Annotated in this window: 24 protein-coding genes; 14 read left to right on the top strand and 10 right to left on the bottom strand. The window is 67.5% G+C overall.

Annotated elements, in window-relative coordinates; genetic code table 11:
- Positions 1-161 precede the first annotated feature (161 nt).
- Both Q9R22_RS10155 and Q9R22_RS10150 read right to left on the bottom strand, forming a co-directional pair.
- Positions 162-785, bottom strand: a complete 624-nt coding sequence (locus Q9R22_RS10155; protein WP_131333130.1) for a DJ-1/PfpI family protein — start codon at positions 783-785, stop codon at positions 162-164.
- 39 nt (positions 786-824) lie between these two features.
- Complete coding sequence (locus Q9R22_RS10150) at positions 825-1,829, bottom strand: DMT family transporter (RefSeq protein WP_131333129.1); 1,005 nt, start codon at positions 1,827-1,829, stop codon at positions 825-827.
- On the opposite strand from Q9R22_RS10150, the gene Q9R22_RS10145 reads away from it, so the two are divergent.
- A complete protein-coding gene (locus tag Q9R22_RS10145) occupies positions 1,828-3,234 on the top strand; it encodes a PLP-dependent aminotransferase family protein (RefSeq protein WP_131333128.1) in 1,407 nt (468 codons plus the stop codon). The genes Q9R22_RS10150 and Q9R22_RS10145 overlap by 2 nt on opposite strands.
- Before the next feature lie 169 nt (positions 3,235-3,403).
- Here the strand turns inward: Q9R22_RS10145 and Q9R22_RS10140 are convergent, their stop codons facing one another.
- Positions 3,404-3,964 (bottom strand): hypothetical protein, encoded by a 561-nt coding sequence (locus tag Q9R22_RS10140; protein WP_311254187.1) that lies wholly within the window; start codon positions 3,962-3,964, stop codon positions 3,404-3,406.
- Positions 3,965-4,224: 260 nt separating this feature from the next.
- Between Q9R22_RS10140 and Q9R22_RS10135 the strand changes: the two genes are divergently transcribed.
- Positions 4,225-5,031 (top strand): SUMF1/EgtB/PvdO family nonheme iron enzyme, encoded by an 807-nt coding sequence (locus tag Q9R22_RS10135; RefSeq protein ID WP_131333126.1) that lies wholly within the window; start codon positions 4,225-4,227, stop codon positions 5,029-5,031.
- A gap of 268 nt (positions 5,032-5,299) precedes the next feature.
- On the opposite strand, the gene Q9R22_RS10130 is transcribed toward Q9R22_RS10135, so the two are convergent.
- On the bottom strand, positions 5,300-5,671 hold the full coding sequence (locus Q9R22_RS10130) for a VOC family protein (protein ID WP_131333125.1): 372 nt from the start codon (positions 5,669-5,671) through the stop codon (positions 5,300-5,302).
- Positions 5,672-5,764: 93 nt separating this feature from the next.
- Between Q9R22_RS10130 and Q9R22_RS10125 the strand changes: the two genes are divergently transcribed.
- A complete protein-coding gene (locus tag Q9R22_RS10125; protein WP_131333124.1) occupies positions 5,765-6,718 on the top strand; it encodes a YafY family protein in 954 nt (317 codons plus the stop codon).
- 71 nt (positions 6,719-6,789) lie between these two features.
- Here Q9R22_RS10125 and Q9R22_RS10120 read toward each other — a convergent pair whose 3' ends face one another.
- Positions 6,790-7,557 carry a hypothetical protein gene (locus Q9R22_RS10120; protein WP_131333123.1) on the bottom strand — a complete coding sequence of 256 codons (768 nt, stop codon included), beginning with the start codon at positions 7,555-7,557 and terminating at the stop codon, positions 6,790-6,792.
- 282 nt (positions 7,558-7,839) lie between these two features.
- Here Q9R22_RS10120 and Q9R22_RS10115 point away from each other — a divergent pair, with 282 nt between their 5' ends.
- Both Q9R22_RS10115 and Q9R22_RS10110 read left to right on the top strand, forming a co-directional pair.
- Entirely contained in the window at positions 7,840-8,313 is a 474-nt protein-coding gene (locus Q9R22_RS10115) for a hypothetical protein (RefSeq protein WP_131333122.1), read from the top strand.
- A gap of 27 nt (positions 8,314-8,340) precedes the next feature.
- The gene (locus Q9R22_RS10110; RefSeq protein WP_131333121.1) at positions 8,341-9,486 is read left to right on the top strand and encodes a MalY/PatB family protein; all 1,146 of its coding nucleotides are present in this window, start codon (positions 8,341-8,343) and stop codon (positions 9,484-9,486) included.
- Positions 9,487-9,579: 93 nt separating this feature from the next.
- Here Q9R22_RS10110 and Q9R22_RS10105 read toward each other — a convergent pair whose 3' ends face one another.
- Both Q9R22_RS10105 and Q9R22_RS10100 read right to left on the bottom strand, forming a co-directional pair.
- Positions 9,580-9,957, bottom strand: coding sequence for a monovalent cation/H(+) antiporter subunit G (locus tag Q9R22_RS10105; protein ID WP_131333120.1), 378 nt, complete (start codon positions 9,955-9,957; stop codon positions 9,580-9,582).
- Positions 9,954-10,373, bottom strand: a complete 420-nt coding sequence (locus tag Q9R22_RS10100) for a monovalent cation/H+ antiporter complex subunit F (protein WP_311254186.1) — start codon at positions 10,371-10,373, stop codon at positions 9,954-9,956. Before Q9R22_RS10100 ends, Q9R22_RS10105 begins: the two co-directional genes overlap by 4 nt.
- A 383-nt stretch (positions 10,374-10,756) precedes the next feature.
- Here Q9R22_RS10100 and Q9R22_RS10095 point away from each other — a divergent pair, with 383 nt between their 5' ends.
- Positions 10,757-11,785 carry an LLM class flavin-dependent oxidoreductase gene (locus Q9R22_RS10095; RefSeq protein ID WP_131333119.1) on the top strand — a complete coding sequence of 343 codons (1,029 nt, stop codon included), beginning with the start codon at positions 10,757-10,759 and terminating at the stop codon, positions 11,783-11,785.
- A 13-nt stretch (positions 11,786-11,798) separates the two neighbouring features.
- On the top strand, positions 11,799-12,278 hold the full coding sequence (locus Q9R22_RS10090; RefSeq protein ID WP_131333118.1) for a GTP-binding protein: 480 nt from the start codon (positions 11,799-11,801) through the stop codon (positions 12,276-12,278).
- 8 nt (positions 12,279-12,286) lie between these two features.
- On the opposite strand, the gene Q9R22_RS10085 is transcribed toward Q9R22_RS10090, so the two are convergent.
- The gene (locus Q9R22_RS10085) at positions 12,287-12,976 is read right to left on the bottom strand and encodes a TrkA family potassium uptake protein (protein ID WP_131333117.1); all 690 of its coding nucleotides are present in this window, start codon (positions 12,974-12,976) and stop codon (positions 12,287-12,289) included.
- 67 nt (positions 12,977-13,043) lie between these two features.
- Complete coding sequence (locus Q9R22_RS10080; RefSeq protein WP_131333116.1) at positions 13,044-14,483, bottom strand: TrkH family potassium uptake protein; 1,440 nt, start codon at positions 14,481-14,483, stop codon at positions 13,044-13,046.
- Between the two features lie 149 nt (positions 14,484-14,632).
- Here Q9R22_RS10080 and gcvH point away from each other — a divergent pair, with 149 nt between their 5' ends.
- The 5 genes from gcvH (at position 14,633) to Q9R22_RS10055 (ending at position 17,549) form a co-directional block, all read left to right on the top strand.
- Positions 14,633-15,019 carry a glycine cleavage system protein GcvH gene (gcvH, locus tag Q9R22_RS10075; RefSeq protein ID WP_131333115.1) on the top strand — a complete coding sequence of 129 codons (387 nt, stop codon included), beginning with the start codon at positions 14,633-14,635 and terminating at the stop codon, positions 15,017-15,019.
- 34 nt (positions 15,020-15,053) lie between these two features.
- Positions 15,054-15,497, top strand: a complete 444-nt coding sequence (locus tag Q9R22_RS10070; protein WP_064845760.1) for an FHA domain-containing protein — start codon at positions 15,054-15,056, stop codon at positions 15,495-15,497.
- An 8-nt stretch (positions 15,498-15,505) separates the two neighbouring features.
- Positions 15,506-16,261, top strand: a complete 756-nt coding sequence (locus Q9R22_RS10065; RefSeq protein ID WP_131333114.1) for a MerR family transcriptional regulator — start codon at positions 15,506-15,508, stop codon at positions 16,259-16,261.
- The gene (locus Q9R22_RS10060; RefSeq protein ID WP_131333113.1) at positions 16,258-16,770 is read left to right on the top strand and encodes a bifunctional nuclease family protein; all 513 of its coding nucleotides are present in this window, start codon (positions 16,258-16,260) and stop codon (positions 16,768-16,770) included. Before Q9R22_RS10065 ends, Q9R22_RS10060 begins: the two co-directional genes overlap by 4 nt.
- 236 nt (positions 16,771-17,006) lie before the next feature.
- Positions 17,007-17,549, top strand: coding sequence for a MerR family transcriptional regulator (locus Q9R22_RS10055; protein ID WP_131333952.1), 543 nt, complete (start codon positions 17,007-17,009; stop codon positions 17,547-17,549).
- Between the two features lie 35 nt (positions 17,550-17,584).
- Here the strand turns inward: Q9R22_RS10055 and Q9R22_RS10050 are convergent, their stop codons facing one another.
- Positions 17,585-18,424 (bottom strand): ParA family protein, encoded by an 840-nt coding sequence (locus tag Q9R22_RS10050; RefSeq protein WP_131333112.1) that lies wholly within the window; start codon positions 18,422-18,424, stop codon positions 17,585-17,587.
- A 280-nt stretch (positions 18,425-18,704) separates the two neighbouring features.
- Here Q9R22_RS10050 and Q9R22_RS10045 point away from each other — a divergent pair, with 280 nt between their 5' ends.
- The gene (locus Q9R22_RS10045) at positions 18,705-22,154 is read left to right on the top strand and encodes a pyruvate carboxylase (protein WP_131333111.1); all 3,450 of its coding nucleotides are present in this window, start codon (positions 18,705-18,707) and stop codon (positions 22,152-22,154) included.
- A gap of 59 nt (positions 22,155-22,213) precedes the next feature.
- Positions 22,214-23,641 (top strand): mycothione reductase, encoded by a 1,428-nt coding sequence (locus Q9R22_RS10040; RefSeq protein ID WP_131333110.1) that lies wholly within the window; start codon positions 22,214-22,216, stop codon positions 23,639-23,641.
- Positions 23,642-23,650: the final 9 nt, after the last annotated feature.

Raw genomic sequence — 23,650 nt, 5'->3', positions numbered from 1 at the left:
CTAGTCCGTGATGGGTCGCGTTCACTGCACTCCTTGAATCGTTCCTGAGTCGCCGGCACTCCAACCATCATCACTTGCCACCCTGAGACCGCAGTAGCTCAAACGAAGGTTTTTGCACCATCGGGTCGACCTGGTGGCTCAACCCACCGTTTCTGCACCCCTCATGTGAGTTCGTGCACCTGGGCGAAGGGATCCACGGTGCTGTCGGTTTGCGGCTGGTACTCAGCACGGATGACAGCTGCCTCTCGAACGCCAGGCCCGAAGAGGCTGGCGATAAGCGCTGCCGTCATGTCCATTCCTGCCGCCACCCCAGAAGAGGTCCACCGGTCCCCGTCCTCGACCCAGCGGGCGTGAGGTTCCCACCCCACATTGCGCCCAAAACTGGAAGCCCAGGTGAAGGCCAGTTTGTTGCTGGTAGCTCGATACCCCTCTAGCAACCCCGCCGCTGCGAGGACGGCAGATCCGGTACAAACCGAGACCACGAGCTGGGAGTGCTCGCCCGTCTCAGCCAGCCAGGACAGGAAAGCACCATCGGTGACAAGTCGTCGTGTACCAGCTCCACCGGGCACGAGGACGATGTCCGGGGTTGCGAGCTGGGGATAGCTGAGGTCGGCCACGATCTGGGCGCCTTGGGAACTTCTGACCGGGCCTAGGTGCGGCCCCACGTAGTCCACCGCGACATGGGGCACGTGGCCGAGCAGTTCCACGGGGCCGAACACGTCAAGCAGCTCGAACCCCTCAAACAGCACCACGCTCACCCGGCGTTTCCGTGGCAAGTCAGTCATGCCCACGAATCTACACAGACCACAGGAAAACCCGTCACATCAGAGGCACCGACCACCGCTTCTAGACCTCTCAGGCGAGTCCAGGTGCCTGGGCGAAGAGGTCAATGGTGCCGTTGTACCGGCTTGTTTTGAGCGGGAACGGACCGCGGCAAGAGCACACACGATGACCGCGGCACCTCCCATGATCGTGGGAACAGTGATTCGCTCATGAAGAAGCACAGCAGCCCATGCAATGCTCAAGATTGGTTGCGCCAGTTGAATCTGGCTGACCTGTGCGATCGGCCCGATCGCAAGACCGCGATACCAGGCGACGAACCCCAAGAACATGCTCACCACGCACAAGTAGCCAAAGCTGACCCACTCACCCGCGGTGCCCGTCGGCGGGCGCGTCACAGTCGCGTGCGCCGAAAGCGCTGCCATGATCGGAGCCGCTACCACCAGAGCCCAAGAGATTGTCTGCCAGGACCCCAGGCTCCGTGACAGAACCCCGCCCTCTGCGTATGCCACGGCACAGACGATCACGGCGGCGAACAGCAACCCGTCAGCGGGTCGCAGGTGTCCGAGACCCCCCGCATGCACGGCCGCGACAATCACGGCAGCCACAGCCCCGGCAGCAGCCGAGCACCAGAACATCACAGAGGATCGCTCTCGGGTGCGCAGCACGGACACCACGGCAGTTGTCGCGGGAAGAAGCGCGATCACCACCGCACCGTGGCTCGCATGCGTTTGTGTCAGCGCGAATGACGTCAGCAGCGGAAATCCGAGCACAGCACCCAGTGCGACGACCCCGACGCTGACCCACTGGCGCCCCCGTGAGCGCTGTGACCGTGTGACGAGCAACGCAAACGCAGCGATCACGGCCGCGGCAACAGCCCGCGCGCTACCGACGAAAAGCGCCGACATGTGACCGCTCTCCACCGCCATACGCGTCAGCGGAACAGTGAAAGAAAAGGCCAGGACGCCGAGAAATCCCCAAGCGAGCCCCTGCCGGGAATGCGATAGCGGAGGGCGAACAGAAAGAGTAGCGCTACTATGTGGTGTCATGCACCAAAGTAGCAGTGAACGTATTGCGGCCGATGTAGAAACCTGGATTGCTTCGGCACCTCCTGGTGCGCAGTTGCCGTCGACGCGCGAGCTCGCCGCTCAACACGCAGCTAGCCCCGTGACGGTGCAATCGGCACTGAGATCACTTGTGGCGCGCGGTCTCATTGAAACCCGCTCAGGCGTGGGTGTGTTCGTCAGCGCGGATCGAGCAATCGGCCCACGCGACTACTCCTGGCAAACCGGCGTCATGGGAGCCTCCAGCACGGCAATTACAGAAACCTCAGTCGCCTTACGTCCCGCCCGCACCGACGCGATCTCCCTGCACTCGGGATACCCCGACCGTGACCTTCTCCCAGAGCGTCTGGTGCGTTCCGCTCTTACGCGTGCGGCACGAAGCGATGAAGCTCTGCGCCGGTCGGAATCGGCGGGGATGACAAACCTGCGTTCCTGGTTCGCCTCCGAACTCGCCTTGCAAACACCTCCGCACCTGACCGCCCCGACAACCCACGATGTGATCGTGCTCCCCGGCAGCCAGCTCGGACTCGGCTCCCTGTTCCGCAGCATCGCCGGGCCCGGCGGGACATTGCTGATTGAGTCACCCACCTACTGGGGTGCCATCATCGCGGCACGACAGGTCGGGGTGAGACTGGTTCCCATCCCCACCGGAACCGACGGACCCGATCTGGTCGCCTTGGAGCGGGCTTTCAACGACACCGGGGCGAATGTTTTCTACGCGCAACCGAACTACGCGAACCCGACAGGCGCACAATGGAGTCCCTCGATCAGTGCCCGTGTCCTGGAGATGGTGCGCGATCACCGCGCCTTCCTCATCGAAGACGACTGGGCGCACGACTTCGGGATCACCACCGACGCCACCCCGTTAGCTACTCGCGATGACAGCGGGCACGTGATCTATCTGCGTTCGCTCACCAAAAGTGTTTCACCGGCAATCCGCGTCGCTGCGGTCATCGCACGGGGCCCACTGCGCAGACGCCTCCTGGCGGACCTACAAGCGCAGTCAATGTATGTCAGTGCTCTACTGCAAGCTGCGGCCCTAGAGGTGGTCAACGGGCCGGGGTGGCAAACCCACCGACGCACGCTGCGCAAAAAATTGCGCACCCGGCGTGACCTTCTCGTCAACGCGATCACAACGCACGTCCCGGATGCCACGATCGCAGCAGTACCCCCAGGAGGACTGAACCTCTGGGTGCGTCTACCAGATGAGGTCGACCTCGATCGACTGGTCAAAGACACCGAATCCAAGGGACTCGTCGTTGCTGGTGGTGATGAGTGGTTCCCCGCTGAACCCGCCGGCCGATATCTGCGCCTCAACTTCGCGGGCCCTAACCCAGCAGCCTACGAACAAGCCGCTGTCCTGCTCAACGAAGCACTCGCACAGCAATAGAAGGTGCACGGATCGATCCGGGAACGCCGGAACCACTACAACACCGGCAGAAGCATCAGTCCGCCAAACGGGACACTTTCCACCGTTTGTGCATCAACTACGCGACGGCTTCCACTCAGTGTGAGCAGAAGCCGCCATCGTTGCTGCGCACGTGCTCCGCGGAGCAGGGCTAGAAAGGCAGCTTGCCGTGATTCTGCGGAACGATGAGCAGGCCAACCACTTGATCCGTCTCGTCGAGTGCGACGCGTCCGACCAGCTCGCCTGCTTCGCACATCAGACGCGTGGCACCGATGACGGTGCCGATGATGTCTTCGTCCTCGCTGAGGACCGTGCCGTCGTGGAGCTCAACGTGGGTGTTGGTGAAGCCCTCCAGGGATCCGCATTCGGTCAGTGCGTTGCGCCAGGCGTCTCCGATGCGCTGCGGAGTGAGCTGCTCGCGCACCTGCGGGTGGAGATGGGCCTGTACCGCCGTGTCATCCCCGCTGGCGATGAGGCGAAAAATCTCCTCGGTGAGTTGGCTGGCTTTGTCAATGCTGCGGTTTTTCATGCTCTCCCCTGTTCGTGGATCGTGAGTAGTTCCGAACCTCTTGAAGGCGGCTTGCCGGGTCATGCCGAGCAGCTGCCCGATCTCCGCCCACGAGCGCCCTTCGCGATGTGCCGCAGTGACGGCATCGTGGAGACGGGCGCGGGCAAGGTCAACTGCTTGCTTAGCTTGGATGATGTCGTCCACACCCCTATGTAAACCAACGGTTGACGTATTTGTCAACCTTTGGTTTACATAGGGGTTTCTGTGGCGACGCACCGCTGCAGCTCCCACGAGGGTTCTGCCCCACCAGTCTGCGGCGGTAGCTCAATCCACCGTTGTCGCATAGCCTGGCCGCATCGGAGGGGCGGGTGATACCGAATGAGATCATCGGTGGCTTCGTGTAACCCCAGCACCAATGAGTCCAACGGGGTGTTCCCGGCTTCGCTATCTGTCTAGGAAGTGTCATGCAGACGCTGGTCCCGATCCCCGGCGGGGACACGACCTTGAAGGACGCGCGACGGGGTACAGAGCGTATGGTGACGCTGCTGCCGTTCGATATCGGGGATACCCCGGTAAGCGCAGCGCAGTTCGCGGCAGGCCGTGTGGGCATCGAGGGGCTTGATGGGGGCGATCTTCCAGCGGTGGGGGTTCGATGGCTGGATGCCGTGCAGTGGTGCAACGAAGCTTCGAGACACGACGGGTTCGAGCAGGCATACCGTGTCGATGGGGGCAGCATGCGATGGATCCCGGGCGCAGACGGGTATCGCTTGCCGACAGAGGCTGAATGGGTCCATGCCAGCCGAGGTGACGTTGCTGGGGCACGTTACGGAAACCTCAGGGAGATTGCCTGGACAGCTTTGGATGAGATCCGCGGCCCTCAGCGCATGGGGTTGAAGGTTGCCAACGTCTACGGGGTTTACGACTCTCTAGGAAACGTGTGGGAGTGGTGCTGGGATCGGCTAGATCCTGCGCGCTACGGTGACTACCGCTTATTCAAAGGCGGGGGCTGGGCCGACCCCGAGTGGTCTGTGCGGGTGGGCGTCCGGCGGGGCGACGCTCCGGACGCGCGGCTGGAAGATGTTGGGTTCCGAGTTGTTCGTGGGGCTGTCTCTACGGATGGGAACAGTGATGGTGGTCAAGGCTGGTCAGATCGAGATGACCGGGAACGAGCATCTTTCCAGGGCATACGCCCGTTGGGGTGGACCCCGCTGGAACCCCGGGATTCCGCCCAAAAGCCACGCGAAGGTTCACGCGCAGAAGCGACCGTTTGAGCTACAGCGCCGCATTCGCCGCCTCGACACGTCCTTGGAGGCGACGAACACCGTCCCGAATCATCGCGCCATACCCCTGCTCGGGCAGTCGTGCGACCCGCGACCTCACTAATCGGCCACCCGTCGTCGACGACGAGACGGGCCACTATGAGCCGGTGGCGAGGGGTGAGGGGTGAGGGGTGAGGGCAGCGTTGGGGAGTGACATGGGGGGTCCTCGTACATGAGAGGAGCCCACCCCCGGCGGGGTGGGCTCCTGGCGGCGCCTGGATCAGGCAGGGTCGACGGGAGCTGCACGCAGCAGATTTCCGTCCGGGTCTTGGGCGATGAAGGTGCGGCCGAAGACATCGTCGTGGGGTTCCTGGACGATGGTGACCCCGAGGTCGCACCAGCGCTGGTACTGCTCAACGATGTCGTGGGGGCCTCCAGGGAGGTTGAGGCAGACCTCGTTCGTACGCCCGGTTGTGGACGTGAGGGAGTCGGCCTTGCCAGACCACAAGGCGAGCCCCACCCCGGCTGCGACCTCGAACTCCACGAATCGCGGACTAGTGAACCGCGGCTTCATCCCGAACAACTCTGAGTAGAACGCGGTCGAGACGGCGACGTCCGTGACGTAGACGATGAACAGGTTGGGTGCCGGCATCAGGTCTCCTAAGTAGCGGGTGGAACAGATGACTTCATCCGATCAGGCAAACCAGACATCCGATGTCATGGTTGTTTGCGAGGATTGGGGTCCATGAGGTCCGCCCGCCTGATGTCGCTGCTGTTGCTCCTGCAGACCCACGAACGGATGACCAGCAAGGAGTTGGCACATCGCTTCGAGGTCTCACAGCGCACGATCTTCCGCGACGTGGAGGCGCTGTCGGCCGCTGGCGTCCCCGTCCACACCGAACGTGGACGACACGGCGCCATCGTCCTCGACCGCCGGGCCCGACTCGATCCTGCGCGTCTGGAGCCGGCCGAGGTCCAGCTGCTGACGCTCAGCTGCCTAGACACCAAACAACTGGAGAACGTCGGCTTGCACACTGTGGGTACCCGAGCTCAGGAGAAACTCGCCGCCGTGGCCGACCGAAGCTCGGGGGCCACTACACAGCCCCCTCTTTCGGACATCCTGCTCATCGATCCAGCGGGCTGGTTCTCTGAAGGCCACAAGCTCGATTTGTCTGCCCTCCTCAACGCCGCGCGCCACAAGCAACGCGTGCGGATCCGCTACCGCCGCAGCGGACAGTCGGCCGGCCACTGGCTCGTCGTGGACCCGTACGGCATGGCCACCAAGGCCGCCACCTGGTACCTCGTCGCCGATGTCGACGGTGAGCCACGAATGTTCAATACCAGCCGCATCCAGGCCCATCACCCATTGCCGCAGACTGCAGTGCTGCGCCCGGGTGAGGACCTCCGCACTGTCTGGGCGGGTCTGCTGGACGACTTCCAGCCGGTCCCGGCGGTGGAGGTGCGAGCACTGCTGCGCTCCACCCGTCTGGATCTAGCGCGTCGCATCCTCGGTACACGCCTCGTAGCCACCACTGCCGCCGACGCAGAGTGGAGCTCAATCGTCGTGCAGTACCCGGACGTCGAGTCCGTCCGGCAACTCCTCCAGTTCGCGGACCACATCCGCGTCCTGGACCCCAACGAGGCAGTCGAACGGATCCATACCTTGGCTGACGAGCTCACGCAGAATCACTCGACGTAAGGCTCGACCAACGTCCCCGGTCAGTACAACTAGAAATCATGACCCGCCGCTCGGCCGTTCCTCGTCACTCCTCAGGTGTCCCGCGTGAGCCGTACCCACCCGTCGGACAGCGCAGCGCGCAGGCCCGCTTTTCGCGAGACCGCGGGCAGTGCGTGCGAAAGGCATGCCACGGCGTCGTACCCGGAGTGGTCCACGCCCGGCAGGACGTGCAGGTTCGTGTCGAAACCCGCGGCCTGGAACGCGGCGACGCCCTCCTCGGCGGCGCCCAGCGCGCTCCACTCGGGCGGGTTCGTGGCACCGTCCACGTCCTGATCGCCCACCCACCAGTGCATGGCCGTGTTGCCGATGCACGGCCGGGCCTTCTTCTTGGTGGCCACCGGCGCGTTCGCTCCGCCGCCGCCGATGATCACCGCGCCGCCGTGCGTCATCCCGAGAATACCCCGGTCCAGCAGTTCGTAGGTGATGAACTCGGCGCCGCCGCTGTACCCCACGAGCCAGATGTTGCTCGCGTCCACCTGCGGGTTCCGCTCGACGATGTGCTCGTGCAGCGCCCGGAAGTACTTGCCGTTCGCCTTGCAGTCCTCCCACCACGTGTAGCCGTCGCCGGAGCCGTCCTCGTCCGGCGTGTTCACGGCCACGAACATGAGGTCCCGGGCCCGTGCTGCCACCGCGAGCCGGGCCAGATCGCCCTCGTCCGGCCAGTTGATGGACGTGTCGTCCAGGTCCCAGTAGTCCCCGTCGAAGTAGTACATGATCCCCGCGGTGCCCGAGTCCCACACGTGATACCACGAGCTCAGTCCGTTCGGCGCGGTGAAGTCCACGAAAGTTTCCGGTGCCACTGTCCCTCCTGAGATGATCCGCCCCGATTCCCCCCCGGCACGGCGCGTACCCGTCCAGTATGCCGCGCACGCACGGCGGACGACGACGCCGCACCCCTCTGCTTTTACTGAGCTAAAGCGTGATTCGGTGCACCAAAGCTGCTTTTGCTGCACTAGAACATGGGGGTGGCAGGCGGGGCGGCGCAGGTCATCGGGTAAATATGCACGTCATGTACCCACTCGGGTGTGACCGTGCGGAGCTCAGCATGCTTAGGTGGGAGGACACGACGAGAGGGGTATCCCATGACCAACGTCATCACCACGTACCTGCAGGACCACCACGCCGGATCGGCCGCGGGGGTGGATGTGTTCCGCCGTGTGGCCGAGGGCCACGGGGACCCGGAGGTGCGGGAACAGGTCGAGCGACTGGTCCCGGAGATCGCCCGCGATCAGACGTCCCTGGAGGACATCATGGCCATGGTCGGGGCCAAGCCGGCCCTGTACAAGGATCTTCCCGCGAAGGCGGGGGAGAAGCTCGCACGCCTCAAGCCGAACGAGCGGATCAAGGAACGTTCGCCGCTGTCGGACATCGAGGAACTCGAGGGCCTCGTGGCCGCCGTGCACGTCAAAGGCCTCGGGTGGCGGTTGCTCCTGGAAGTCCCGGACGAGCGGCTGGACAAGGACCTGTTGCAGAACCTCTACGAGCGCGCCCAGGATCAGGAGAAGACCCTGGAGTCGCTGCGCCTGGGCCAGGCCAGGAAGCTCACAGAGTCCTGAGTGCCGTTCGCTACCAGGAGGTGGACCATGACGACCGCCGATGATATGCCCGCCCTGCGGCGTCGTACGAGTGCCAAGTGGCGCACGTACCCGCGGGACGTGTTGCCCATGTTCGTCGCGGAAATGGACTTCCCCACGCCGCCGGCCATCAAGGCGGCGCTGCAGAATGCAATTGAGAACAGCGACACCGGGTACGCCACCCCGACCGACCGCGGCGCCGCGGAGGCGTTCGCGGACTTCGCCGCGCAGCGGTGGGGGTGGCGCCCGGACCCGGCGCGGATCTCGTACACCACGGACGTGAGCGTGGTGATCGTGGAGTCGCTGCGCCGTCTCATGGCGCCCGGCGACGGCGTGATCATCACACCGCCCGTCTACCCGCCGTTCTTCGACCTCGTGGTCGAGGCCGGCGGGCGGGTCGTGGAGGTCCCGCTGCTCGACGACGCCGCGAGCTACCGTCTTGATCTGCCCGGCATCGACGCCGCCCTGCGCGCGGGTGCCCGCGGCGTGCTGCTGTGCAATCCCCACAACCCCGTGGGGCTCGTACATTCCCGCGAGGAGCTCGAACGGCTCTCGGAGATCGTGGCCGAGCACGACGGATTCGTGGTCAGCGACGAGATCCACGCCCCGCTCACGCATCAAGGGACCAAGTTCACGCCATACCTTTCGGTGTCCGATGCCGCGCGCGCGCACGGCGTGGCCGCGGAATCGGGGAGCAAGGCGTTCAACCTGGCCGGTTTGAAGACTGCCATGTTCGTGGTGGATTCCGAACCCATGACGCGGTGGCTCAAGCAGTTGCCGGACGAGGTGTCCTACCGCACCGGCAGCTTGGGCCTGCTCGCCACGCGGGAGGGTTTCCGTACCAGCCTCGACTGGCTGAACGAGACGATCACCGCGATCCAGGACAATACTGAGCTGCTCGAGCGCGAAGTGAGCGAGAAGCTCCCGGGCGTCGTCGTGCGCCGAGGTCACGCGACCTATCTCGCGTGGCTCGACATGCGCGCCCTGGGATGGGGCGATGATCCCGCCGCCTACGCACTCGAGCACGCCGGGGTGGCACTGTCCAATGGACCCATGTTCGGTGACGCGGGCAAGGGCTTCGCCCGGATGAACCTCGCGTGCGCGCCCGAGACCGTCGTGGAGGCGGTGGACCGGCTCAGCCGGGCCGCACACTGACCCCGGGTGACCGTTCCGGGCGCTGAAGCACCAGCCGTACGCCACGAGGGGACCGCGATCGACACCCGGTGCCGGGGGCGGGACGTGCGGTCCTCAGTCCACGGCAGGCTTCCGTGCGGGTTCCGAGTCCCGCTCCGTGCCGGGCGTATCCGCGGCCAGCTCGTCGAACGCGTACCGCTCCAGGGGAGTCCCCGTGAGATATGCCGATCGCGCGATCGCCATGGTCCCCACCGCGGACGTGATCAGGTGGATCGTGATGATGAGCACGACCTTGACCACGTTGGACACGGACGGCTGCAGCAGCAATGCCCCCGTCACCACGAACACGATGCCGAGCCCGCCCGCGGTCCCCACGGCCGAGACCCGCATGTACGCGTCCCGGAAACGGGCCACCCCCAGGGCGGCGGTCGCGAATACGAGGGCCCCGGCCATGATCAGGACGTCGCCCAGCACGGTCAGGATTTCGTTCATCGCTTCCCCCTGGTCAGAGCCCGTGCCAGGGACACCGCGCTGAGGAATCCCACGAGCGCGGCCACGAGCACGATGTCGAAGGTGTACTCGTTGGCCACGCGCACACCGAACAACGCGATCAGACCCACGAACCCGAACAGCAACAGGTCACCCGCAACCGCGCGGTCCGCCTCCGTGGGTCCGCGCAGGATCCGGAAGACCAGCGAGAGCCCGTCCAGGCGCAGGTCGAGCCCCACGTCCAGGGACGGGATCCACGGCAGCGACTCGACCACCGCGGGGGTGGGCTCGGCGGGGGAGTGCGCGGCGTCGTCGTACCCGAGGGCGACCAACGCCGCGGCGCCGAGCAGGGGCACCGCGAGCAGCCACCCGACGTTGCGGCCGAACGCGCGGGTCAACAGGGGGGGGCGAGCGCGCACGTGAGCAGTGCGCCCGCAAGGCAGGCAAGTAGCAAGGGTCCACCTAGGTCCGGGGTGACATGAGGTCAGAGCGGGCCGGAGGACGGCGTGGGCGCTCACGAGCGCCGGCAACGGCTCCGGGGTCAGTGGACGGAGGCCGACGGCGGTGCGCCGGCCTGGTTGGCGCCCCACGAGGACACCTGGCCGTTCGTACCCACGGATCGGACGAGCAGACCCGGAGACACGCTGCCGCGAGGGACGGCGTGCGGGCGCGCGGCGGTCGCGATCGGGAACGCGGGCATTGCGATCGAGCCTAGCAAGAGCCCGCGGGGTGGGGAAGCGACCGGCCACCCGCATGGGGCCGCCACCGGAATAGCTGACGTGTCCACAATGTTATGCGTGGCATGGCAGTTGAACTGGGAATCGACACCTTCGGGGACGTCACGTGGGACGACGACGACCGCCCCGTCTCGCACGCGCAGACCGTCCGCAACGTGGTGGAGCAAGCGGTGCTCGCGGATCAGGTGGGGCTGCACTCGATTGGGATCGGGGAGCACCACCGGGACGACTTCGCGATCTCCGCCCCGGACGTCGTGCTCGCCGGGATCGCCACGCGCACCGAGCGGTTGCGCCTGGGCACGGCCGTGACGGTGCTCAGCTCGGACGACCCGGTGCGCGTGTACGAACGCTTCGCCACGCTGGACGCGCTGTCCCATGGGCGGGCTGAGGTCGTGCTGGGCCGTGGCTCGTTCACCGAGTCCTTTCCGCTGTTCGGATACGACCTGCAGGACTACGAGGCACTGTTCGAGGAGAAGCTCGCGCTGTTCGCGGCGCTGCGCACGAGTCAGCCGGTGACGTGGAAGGGCACGCTGACCCAGGACCTGCGGGACGTGATCCTCTACCCGCCGCTCGAGAACGGACCGCTGCCCACGTGGATCGCGGTGGGTGGTTCCCCGCAATCGGTTGTGCGGGCCGCGCACTACGACCTCCCGCTCATGCTCGCGATCATCGGCGGGCCCGTGGAGCGGTTCTCGCCGTTCAGCGACCTCTACCGCCGCGCGCTCGCCGAGTTCGGCCATTCCGACAACCCCGTGGCCTACCACTCCTACGGGTACGTCGCCGACACCGACGAGCAGGCCCGCGAGGAGTTCTTCCGCCCCTACACGATCTCCACCGAGCGCATCGGAGCCGAGCGCGGGTGGCCCGCACCCACCGAGGAGTCCTTCCTGGAGGAGGTGGAGCACGGGTCCATGGCCGTGGGATCTCCCGAGACCGTGGCCCGTAAGATCGCCGCGGGCGTGCGGGCCCTGGGTGCCTCACGCTTCGACCTGAAGATCTCCACGGGCCCGCTGTCCCACGGCAAGCTCATGCGTAGCATCGAGCTCTACGGCACGCGTGTTGCGCCCCTCGTGCGGGACATGCTCGCGGACTGATAATCATGGACCCATGCCGAGCTCGCTTCCCGTCCTGATCCTCACCGGCTACCTGGGTTCCGGCAAGACCACGGTGCTCAACCACTTCCTCGCGACCGGCGGCGCGCGGATCGGTGTGATCATCAACGACTTCGGGGACGTGAATGTCGATGCCGCGCTCGTGGCGGGGCACGTTGCCGAACCCGTGTCGATCGCGGGCGGGTGCCTGTGCTGCATCGAAGACCCGCCCGCGTCCGTCCACCGGATCAAGGCGATCGTGGATGTCGCCGCGGGCCGGGGGATCCGCCGGTTCGTGGCGCACTCCGTGGCGGGATACGTCTCGGTGGACCGGGTGTCACGGCCCTCCGACGAACCCGCGCGGTCCCGGGTCGTGGCCATCGGCCTGGAGTGCGACGACGCCGCACTGCGCCGCCGCCTCGACGCCCTCGTGCGCCCCGACGGCGCTCCCGCGGCTACGGCCCGTGAGCTGCGCCGACTGACTCGGTTCCTATAGGAACACCCTCAGGTCAGGTTCGAGAAGTGCTCTACCTTGGCGGTGGGCCCGGTCACGAGGATCTGGTCGTCGTCGTAGAGCATGGTGCCGGGTTCGATGGGCTCCCACTGACCGCCCGGGCGGCATACGGCCACGACCGAGACCCCCAACCGACGCCGCACGTTGAGCAGGTCCATGGGTCGTTGCTGGATGGGTTCCGGTGGGGTGCACCGCACCAGGGCGTAGTCCGTGTCGATGGGCACGAAGTCCAGGATCCGGTGCTGGATCAGGTGCGCGGCACGCGTGCCCATGTCGCTCTCGGGATTGACCACGTGCTGCACGCCGATCTGGGTCAGGATCTCCGCGTGGGGCTCCGTGATGGCCTTGGCCCAGATCGCGGGGCACCCGAACTTCACGAGCCGGGACGCCGCGAGAATGCTCGCCTGGATGTCCGAACCGATGCCCACGACCGCGCGGTCGAACTCGTCCACGGACAGCTCCCGCAGCACGTCCTCGTCCGTGGCGTCCGCGCGCACCACGGACGTGAGCTTGCCGTTGAAGCGCTGGACCACCGTCTCGTCCATGTCCACGCCCAGCACGTCCGTGCCGTTGCGCATCAGTTCCGTGGCCAGGGCACCGCCGAAGCGGCCCAGCCCGATCACGACCACGGCGTTGGCCATGGCGTTGCGGGATGACGCGGCGGGGTGGGATCCGAACATCGGGCTTCCTTCGTGGGTCGTGGTCGTCGAGCACCGGGTCCACGGGTGGCGCGGGCGGGGCCCGGGCTCATCCGATGAGCGGTCGTTCCTTGGGTAGTTCGTAACGGGGTGGGCGGCGGCCGAATGCGATGGCCGCGGCCACGGTGACCGGGCCGAGTCTGCCCGTGAACATCAGGGCGATCAACACCCACTGCGCGAACGGGGCGAGCGTGGGGGTGATCCCCGTGCTCAGTCCCACGGTCGCGAACGCGGAGACGGACTCGAACAGGACACGGTCCAGGCCCAGGCCGGTGTCCGTGAGCATGATGAGCATCGTGCCACCGATCACCGCCACGGTCGCGAGCACCACGACCGTGATGGCCTCGCGCTGGACGGAGCGGGAGAGCTGCTTGCCGAGCACGGGTACCGCGGCGCCACCCCGGATTTCGGTGAGGGCCACGAAGAACAGCACCCCGAACGTCGTGACCTTGAGACCGCCGGCCGTGCCCGCGGGGCCGCCGCCGATGAACATCAGGATGTCCATCCCGAGCCACGACACCGGGTGCATGTGACCGATGTCGATGCTGTTGAAGCCCGCGGTGCGGGAGATCGTGGACTGGAAGAACGCGTTGAGCAGCTTGACCGCTGGCGGTTGGCCGCCCAGGGTACTCGGGTTGTTCCACTCGAGCACCAGCAGGAACAGCGTGCCTCCTGCGAGCAGCACGGGGGTCACGAGCAGCACGAGCCGGGTGTTCATGCTCCAGCGCCGGGGCACCCGGATGTGGCGGCGCAGTTCGTAGAGCACCGGGAAGCCTAGCCCGCCCAGGATCACGCACGCCGCGAGCGTGAGCAGGATCCAGGCGTCGCCCGCGAAGTCCATGACGTTGAGCGTGTACAGCGCGAATCCCGCGTTGTTGAACGCGGACACGGCGTGGAACCCCGCGTGGGCCAGGGCGGTGCCCGGCGGGTAGTGGTAGTGGCCCCAGAACCGCAGGAACAGGATGAGCGCCGCGATGCTCTCGATCACGGCGGTGGTCGCCACGATGCGTGCGACCACCTTGCGCGCTCCGCCGCGGGATTTCGTCTCCACGTTGGCGAGCAACCGGGAGGACAGGCCGAATTTACGGGCCAGCAGGATCCCCAGCATGGTCGTGAACGTCATGACACCCAGGCCACCCACCTGGATCAGACAGATGATGACCACCTGACCGAATGGCGTCCAGTAGGTCGCGGTGTCCACCGTGACCAGGCCGGTCACGCACAACGCGGAGGTCGCGGTGAACGCCGCCGTGAGCACGTCCGTGCCCCCGGGAGCCGTGGTGGCTGGGGGCAGCATGAGTAGCGCGGTGCCCGTGAGCACCGCCACCAGGAAGGCCGTGACGATGATCCGTGCGGACCGGGCGGGGGTGAGCTCGTGCAGGTGCAGCGGATCGCGGCGTCGTCGGCTCAGGGGGACGGCGCGGGGGATCCTGGACCCGTGCGTGCGCGCGCGGATCGCGGCCTGGCGGAGGGCCTCGGTGATGGGCACGGGGTCAAAGTACACCCGCCGGGGCGGTACCGGCTGAGCGTCGCGTGAGCGCGCCTGGTCCTCGTAGGCCGTTCAGCTGACAGCGGCGCGCTGCACACGCGCACGTGTGATGAACCCGACTGCGTGAGTCGTGCCCTAAACTGACCGACATGACCAACATTCCCGCGGAACTCGCGTACACCGAAGAACACGAGTGGGTCGAGGACCTCCACGAGGACAACACTTTCCGCGTGGGCATCACGGACCACGCACAGAACGAACTGGGCGAGGTCGTGTTCGTCCAACTACCGGAGGTCGGGGACACCGTCTCCGCCGGGGACGTGGTGGGGGAGGTCGAGTCCACCAAGTCCGTGAGCGACCTCTTCGCGCCCGTCAGCGGCGAGATCATGAGCGTCAACGACGACCTCGTGGACAACCCCGGCGCGCTCAACGAGTCCCCGTACGGATCCGGCTGGCTGTTCACCGTGCGTGTGGACTCCTCGGATGCCGCCGGGCAGCTATTGGATGCCGATGCTTACCAGCAGTTGCTGGACTGAATACGCCAACTTCACGTGAGGTGAGGGAACCCTGATGTCGAACCATGAGAAATCCGGTACCCAGGCGGGTCCGGAGACCACATCCATCCAGATCGTGGGGGATGTGCTGGCCCATGCCGCTCACCACAAACTCTCCGAGAGTGAGCAGAACGCGGTGGCCTCTCTGCCCCCGGGCTCCGCGCTGCTGCTGGAGACGAACGGCGGGCTGACCGGTGCCCGGTTCCTGCTGGACCGGGACGAGATCGTCGCGGGTCGTCACCCGGCGTGCTCGGTGTTCCTGGACGACGTTACGGTGTCCCGCCGTCATGTGGAGTTCATCCGACGCAGCGGTACGTTCGAGGCAGTGGACCAGTCCTCCCTCAACGGCACCTACGTCAACGGTGACCGCGTCGCCACCAAGGTGCTGGAGAACGGCGACCAGGTCCAGATCGGCAAGTTCCGGTTTACGTACTACCACTCCGTGCAGAACGGTTCCTGACGCGCTCCATGCCTGATTCCGAACGACCGCAGATCCCGCGGGTGGGTATCGGGGCGTTACTGCGCCGATTGCAGCCGCAGTTCCCTGAACTGACCGCGTCCAAGGTGCGCTTCCTTGAGGACCAGGGACTCGTGCACCCGTTGCGGAGCGCCTCGGGGTACCGCAAGTACTCGCACGAGGACGTCGCCCGGTTGGAGACCGTGTTGACGCTGCAGCGTGAGCGCTACCTCCCGTTGCGGGTCATCCGTGACCGCTTGGACCGGGGCGAGGATCCCGCGCAGGACACCGAGCGGCAGGAACCGGGGACCGGACGCTCCGGGGACGGCGTCGACCCCGAACCCACTTCACCGGTTCCGGACGGCGGTCGACGGTACACCCTGCGCGAGCTCGCGGCGCGGTCGGGCACGGACGTGCCGCTGCTGCGGGAACTGCTCAACCACGGCCTGCTCGTGGAACGGGTCGGCGCGTTCGACGGCCACGCACTTACCGTGGCCGTGGCTGCGGGCAAGCTCAACGGGTACGGGATCGAACCGCGGCACCTGCGGGTGCTGCGGGGCGCCTCGGAGCGCGTGATCGCCCTGGTCGAGGGCAGCATCTCACCGTTGCGCAACCGCAGGGACCCCGAGACGCGGCGGAGGGCCGTGCAGCGGGCTCGAGAGATCGCCTCGCTGTGCCTCACCGTGATGACCGCGCTTGTGACCTCGCAGGTGGAGGAGACGGTGCAACCGTTCGCCTCGGCGGACACGGACGGGAGCGCGCAATGAGCCCGAACGTGCGCATGGAGATCGCCGGGGTGCGCATGGACGTGCCCACGGGCCAGCCCGTGGTCGTGCTGAGCGAACTTCAGGGCGCCCGGCGTCTACCCATCTGGATGGGGACCAACGAGGCCACGTCCATCGTGTTCGCGCTGCAGGGCATCGAGCCCCCGCGTCCCCTTACACACGACCTCCTGTTGTCCGTGGTGGACCAGCTCGGGCGCAGCGTGCGGGACGTCGTGGTGCACACGGTGGAGAACACGGTGTTCCACGCGGCCATCTCCTTCGACGACGGCACCGTGGTGGACGCCCGCGCTTCGGACGCCCTCGCGATCGCCGCGCGCACGTCGTGCCCCATCCTGTGCGCCGCGGCCGTGCTGGACGAGGCCGGTCTGGTGCTCAGCCCGGACGGGGAGCTGCGGGAACAGGCGGGGGACCAACCGCAGGAGGCCGAGGCCCAGGTCCGGGAATTCCGGGATTTCCTGGACCACGTGGATCCGGACGATTTCCAGTCCTGATTCCACCCCGTCCGGGCCCCGTGCGGGTAGGCTGACGACACGGGCCCGCCCGTGGGCAATGTCTTTGACCCGCTCCACCCGTGGGTTTACCGTCGAGGAGGCGTCAGCGAGCTGGTGCCCGTGTCCGGGGGTCGGACACCCCTACCCACGCACGAGGAGGACGCTTGAGCAATCCGGAGCTGCCGCTGGACGCGGCACGGCTGCGCGCATCTTCCCTCGCCGGCGGCACCCAGGAGATGTTGTTCACTGACAACCTGGGCGGCTACGACGAGACTGTGGGCTTCCGCGGTCCCACCGCGTGCAAGGCCGCGGGGATCACGTACCGCCAGCTCGACTACTGGGCCCGGACCGATCTCGTGGAACCCACCGTGCGCGGCGCCAAGGGCTCCGGGTCGCAGCGGCTCTACAGCTTCCGGGACATCCTGGTGCTCAAGGTCGTCAAGCGCCTGCTCGACACCGGTGTCTCCCTGCAGCAGATCCGCTCGGCGGTGGGTGCGCTGCGGCTGCGCAACATCGAGGACCTCACGCGGTTGACGCTCATGTCCGATGGCGCGAGCGTCTACGAATGCACGTCCCCCCACGAGGTCATCGACCTGGTCCAGGGCGGTCAGGGCGTGTTCGGGATCGCTGTGGGTCGAGTGTGGCGCGAGGTCGAGGGCACGCTGGCCTCTATGCCGGGCGAACACACGAGCCTGGACGGGGCCCCCGCCGCGGGCCCGTTCCCGGAGGACGAGTTGTCCGCCCGGCGTGCACGCCGTCGCAAGAAGAACGCGGGCTGACCCGCCACCGCACCCCGCCGCCGCGGGTTGCGGGATCAGCGCGCGAGGCCCGCCAGAATGGTGCCGAAGCGCTGCGCGAGATCCTCAGCCGGGGCACCCGGCCAGCGGTGGACGGGCCACGCGGCCCCCTGGATCTGCTGCATCACGGCCAGGTCCGGCAGCACGGGATCCACCACGAGCGGTCCGAACAACTCCTGCAGTTCTCGCATGCGGTGACGCTGTTCGACCGAGTCGTCGCGCACGCGGTTGATCACCACCCCGGCCTCCGGGACGGCCCAGATCCGCGAGGTCTCGAACTGCGCGAGCGCCGTCATGGTGCGCTTGGTGCCCGCCACGGAGAACAGGGACGGCTCGGCCACGGAGAGCACCTTGTGGGACGCGGCCCACGCCATGCGGGTCAGCGCGCTCAGGGTGGGCGGGCAGTCGATCAGCACGAGGTCGTAGCGGGCCAGTCCCCGCAGCGCGGTCTCGAGACGCTTGAGGTCCTTGGTCCGGAACGCGGCGTGGTCCAGGTGCGACGACGCCGCGGAGCCGGGTGCCACGTCCAGCACGGCTCGTGCGCCGTCCCCGGTCGATGACCTGTCGGCAGGCGCGCCCGGGCCCGCGGGCACGGTGTGCGGGGTGATGGGATGCTTGGTCCACGAAGACGCCGTGGCCACGGAGGCCAGTGCACCCTTGCGGGGGCGGCGCAGCACGGTGCCCACCTCGTGCCCCGGGCGGGCGTGGACGCCGAGCGCCGTGGAGGCGTCGCCGTGGGGGTCCAGGTCCACCACGAGCGTGGGGACGTGTGCTTCGAGAGCGGCGGAGGCCAACCCCAGGACCACGGAGGACTTGCCCACCCCGCCCTTGAGGCTGCTGATGCTGACGATCTGCACGGATCACCCTTCTGTCACCTGAAATGGGGGCTGTCCACCAGCCTGTTCCATGCTAGTGGGTGGATCACCGCACGTCGCGAGCCGGGCCGGGCGGTGCCGCGCGGCGTCGTCGTCATGAGCGGTAGGTGTCACCACGAGCGGCGGATGTTGCCTGGACCGGCACAGGGGACACGAAATCCGGGCTACCCTGCCGAGGCGTGGCTCACGTAAGCTGTTCCGGTAGTCGTCTCCTCACCCAGTGCGCGGGCCCCACAGGTCGCCGCGTGCGGAAACGGTAGTCATGTTCTCCAAGATCCTGGTGGCCAACCGCGGCGAGATTGCCATTCGCGCGTTCCGAGCGGCGTACGAACTCGGCGCCAAGACCGTTGCCGTCTTCCCGTACGAGGACCGCAATTCGATCCACCGCCAGAAGTCGGACGAGGCCTACCACATCGGGGAGGAGGGCCACCCGGTCCGCGCGTACCTGGACGTCGCCGAGATTGTGCGCGTGGCCAAGGAGTCCGGGGCGGACGCCATCTACCCGGGCTACGGTTTCCTGTCCGAGAACCCGGACCTGGCGCGCGCGGCCGAGGCGGAGGGCATCACGTTCGTGGGTCCGCGCGCCGAGATCCTGGAACTCGCCGGGAACAAGGTCGAGGCGTTGCGGGCCGCGCGGCGCGCGGGCATCCCCACGCTCGAGTCCTCGGACCCCTCCTCGGACAAGGAGACGTTGATCGAGGCCGCGGAGAAGATCGGCTTCCCGGTGTTCGTCAAGGCGGTCGCCGGTGGCGGTGGCCGCGGGATGCGGCGCGTGGAGAAGCCCGAACAGTTGGCGGAAGCGCTCGACGCCGCGATGCGCGAGGCGGACACCGCGTTCGGTGACCCCACCGTGTTCATCGAGCAGGCCGTGTTGCGTCCGCGGCACATCGAGGTGCAGATCCTCGCGGACAATGAGGGCAACATCGTGCACCTGTTCGAACGGGACTGCTCATTGCAGCGCCGGCACCAGAAGGTCATCGAGATCGCCCCGGCACCGCACCTGGACGAGGAGATCCGTGACGCCCTGCACCGGGACGCGGTGAAGTTCGCCAAAGAGCTCGGCTACGTCAACGCGGGCACCGTGGAGTTCCTCGTGGACACCGCGGGGGAACGCGCGGGGCAGCACGTGTTCATCGAGATGAACCCCCGGATCCAGGTGGAGCACACCGTGACCGAGGAGATCACGGACGTGGACCTGGTCCAGTCCCAGTTGCGCATCGCCGCCGGCGAGAGCCTGGACGACCTGGGCATCTCGCAGGACGCGCTGCGCGTGCGCGGGGCCGCCCTGCAGTGCCGCATCACCACGGAGGATCCCGCCAACGACTTCCGCCCGGACGTGGGGAAGGTCTCGGCCTACCGTTCCGCCGGTGGCGCCGGCGTGCGCCTGGACGGCGGCACGCTCTACGCGGGCGCGGAGATCTCCCCGCACTTCGACTCGATGCTCGTGAAGCTCACGTGCCGCGGTCGCGACTACACCACCGCGGTGCACCGCGCCCGCCGCGCGCTCGCCGAGTTTCGCATCCGCGGGATCGCCACCAACATCCAGTTCCTGCAGGCCGTGCTGCACAATCCGGACTTCCTGGCCGGGGACGTGGCCACGGACTTCATCGAGAACCACCCGGACCTGCTCAAGGGCAAGGGCTCGGCGGACCGCGGCACCCGCGCGCTGAACTATCTCGCGGAGGTGACGGTCAACAAGCCCCACGGCGAGCGCATCGACGGCATGGACCCGCGCGACAAGCTCCCGCACTACCCCGGGGACAAGCGGGACGAACCCTTCCGCAGCCCGTTCGACGGCCCGTCCTCCCACGAGGTGCCCTCCGGCTGGCGCCAGGTTCTCCAGGAGCAGGGGCCCGAGGGCTTCGCGCGCACCCTGCGGAACCACGAACCGCTCGCAGTGACGTCCACCACGTTCCGTGACGCCCACCAGTCCCTGCTGGCCACTCGTGTGCGCACCCGCGACCTGCTCGCGGCGGCACCCGCGTACGCGCACCTGCTGCCGGGGCTGCTCTCGGTCGAGGCCTGGGGCGGTGCCACGTACGACGTCGCGCTGCGCTTCCTGGGGGAGGACCCGTGGGAGCGGCTGCGGCTGCTGCGCGAGGCGATGCCGAACATCCCCATCCAGATGCTGCTGCGCGGGCGCAACACCGTGGGGTACACGCCGTACCCGGTGGAGGTGACCAACGCGTTCGTCGCGGAGGCGGCCGAGACCGGCGTCGACATCTTCCGGATCTTCGACGCGCTCAACGACGTCGAGCAGATGCGCCCGGCCATCGAGGCGGTGCGGGCTACGGGCACCGCGGTGGCCGAGGTGGCCCTGTGTTACACGGGCAACCTGCTCGACCCGCAGGAGAACGTCTACACGCTCGACTACTACCTGGACCTCGCTCAGCAGTGCGTGGACGCCGGCGCGCACATCCTGGCGATCAAGGACATGGCGGGGTTGCTGCGCCCGGAGGCCGCGCGGCGTCTCGTGGCGGCCCTGCGCGAGCGCTTCGACCTGCCGGTGCACCTGCACACCCACGACACCGCGGGCGGTCAGCTCGCCACGCTGCTCGCCGCTGCGGAGGCCGGGGTCGACGCCGTCGACGCCGCATCCGCGTCCATGGCCGGCACCACGTCCCAGGTCTCGGGCTCCGCGCTCGTGGCCGCGCTCGAGAACACGGACCGGGACACCGGACTTGACCTGGACGCCGTGAGCGACATGGAGCCCTACTGGGAAGTGGTGCGCTCCATCTACAAGCCCTTCGAGTCCGGGCTGACCGGGCCCACCGGGCGCGTGTACCGCCACGAGATCCCGGGCGGACAGCTCTCAAACCTGCGCCAGCAGGCCATCGCGCTGGGGCTCGGGGAGAAGTTCGAGGCGATTGAGGACATGTACCACGCCGCGGACCGGATGCTGGGGCACCTGGTCAAGGTCACGCCGTCGTCCAAGGTGGTGGGCGACCTCGCCCTGCAGCTCGTGGGCATGGACGTGGACCCCGCCGAGTTCGAGGCCGATCCCCGCAAGTTCGACATCCCGGACTCCGTGATCAACTTCCTCGCCGGCGAGCTCGGCACCCCGCCCGCGGGCTGGCCGGAACCGTTCCGCAGCAAGGCGCTGGAGGGACGCACCGTGCACCTGGCGGACGAGGAGCTCTCGGGGCAGGATGTCGAGGAGCTCGCCCAGCCGGGCGAGGTGCGCCGCGCGGCCCTGAACCGGCTGCTTTTCCCCGGCCCCACGCGCGACTACCAGAACTCGCGCACCAAGTACGGGGACATCTCCCTCCTGCACACCCGCGACTTCCTGTACGGGCTGAAACAGGACCACGAGCACGTCATCTCGCTCGGCAAGGGGGTGCGGCTGCTGGTCACCCTGCAGGCGATCTCCGAACCGGACGAGAAGGGGATGCGCACGGTCATGGTGACCCTCAACGGTCAGCTGCGCCTGCTCGAGATCCGCGACGAGTCGGTGAAGTCCCAGGCCGTGGAGACCGAGAAGGCGGACACCTCCAAGCCCGGGCACGTGGCGGCACCCTTCGCAGGTGCGGTCACGGTCACGGTCTCCGAGGGGGCAAAGGTCGCCGCGGGGGACTCAGTGGCCACGATCGAGGCCATGAAGATGGAGGCGTCCATCACCGCGCCGGTCTCGGGCACGGTTTCCCGCGTGGCACTGGCGGACACCGCGCACGTCAGCGGCGGGGACCTGGTGCTGGTGATCGACCCCGAGTGACGGATCCCGCCGCCCCGCCTGTCCTCGGACGCGCGGGGCGGCGGCCTAGGATGGGGAGCATGCGTTCTTTCGACCTGATCATCGTGGGCTCCGGCTCCGGCAACTCCATCCTCACAGACGAGCACGCGGACCTCGACGTCGCCATCGTGGAACCCGGGCGGTTCGGCGGCACGTGCCTCAACGTGGGGTGCATCCCCACCAAGATGTACGCCTACCCGGCCACCGTGGGGGACCAAGCGCGGGACGCCATACGGCTGGGCCTGGATGCCGTGATCGAGGGTGTGGACTGGCCCGGCATGCGGGATCGCATCTTCGCCCGGATCGACGCGATCTCCAAGAACGGGCTGCAGTACCGCGAGTCGCTCGACAACGTCACGGTGATCCAGGAGTACGTGCACTTCGTGGAACCCAAGGTCCTCGAGACCGAGTCCGGGCAGCGGATCACCGCCGATGAGATCGTGCTGGCCAACGGTTCGCGGGTCAGCATCCCGGACGTGCTGGGTACCGACCTGCCCGGGGTACACACCTCGGACACGGTGATGCGCCTGGACGAGTTCCCCCGAGACGTCATCGTGGTGGGCGGCGGGTACGTGGCCGCCGAGTTCTGCCACGTTTTCCGCGGACTGGGCGCCTCCGTGACCCAGCTCAACCGTTCGCAGCGCTTGTTGCGCGAACACGACGACACGATCGCCGAACGCTTCACGCGCGAGGCCGCTGAACAGTGGGACCTGCAACTCGGGTGGACGCTGTCCGGGATCGAGCGTGCCGAGGACGGCCGCCTGACGGTGTCGGCGCAGGCCTCCGACGGTTCCGGGCAGCACTGGGACGGCACCGCCGACGTCGTCCTGCTGGCCACGGGGCGCGTCCCCAATGCGGACACGCTGCGCCCGGAAGCCGCCCACCTGGACGTCACCGGCGGCGGTCTGCTCGCCGTGGACGAGTACCAGCGTGTGCTCTCGGATGGGAAACCCGTAACCGGCGTGTGGGCCCTCGGGGACGTGTGCTCCCCGTACCAGCTCAAGCACGTGGCCAACGCCGAGGCCCGCACGGTCTCCCACAACGTGGTGCACCCGCAAGATCTGCGCGCGACCGATCACCGCTACGTGCCGTCCGCGGTGTTCACCGAACCGCAGATCGCGTCCGTGGGCATGACCGAGGTCCAGGCCCGCGACTGGGCCGCCCGGAACGACGAGCGGATCACGGTCAAGGAACAGGACTTCGGGGACGTGGCCTACGGCTGGGCCATGGAGGACCACGCCGGGATCTGCAAACTCATCGCGAACGCCCGCACCGGCGAGCTGCTGGGGGCACACCTCATCGGCCGCGATTCCTCCAACCTGATCCAGCCGCTCGTCCAGGGCATGTCCTTCGGGCTGCGGGCCCACGAAATGGCACGCGGCCAGTACTGGATCCACCCCGCGCTCGCGGAGGTCGTGGAGAACGCGCTGCTGGGTCTGGACGTCCCCGGGCAGCGCACGAAGAACTAAACCGGGCCC

It is taken from the genome of Kocuria sp. PD6, assembly GCF_031844145.1.
GTDB classification, from domain to species: Bacteria; Actinomycetota; Actinomycetes; order Actinomycetales; family Micrococcaceae; genus Kocuria; species Kocuria marina.
The sequence above is the reverse complement of the archived record's forward strand: the minus strand, read 5'-3'. Positions and strand labels throughout refer to the sequence as shown.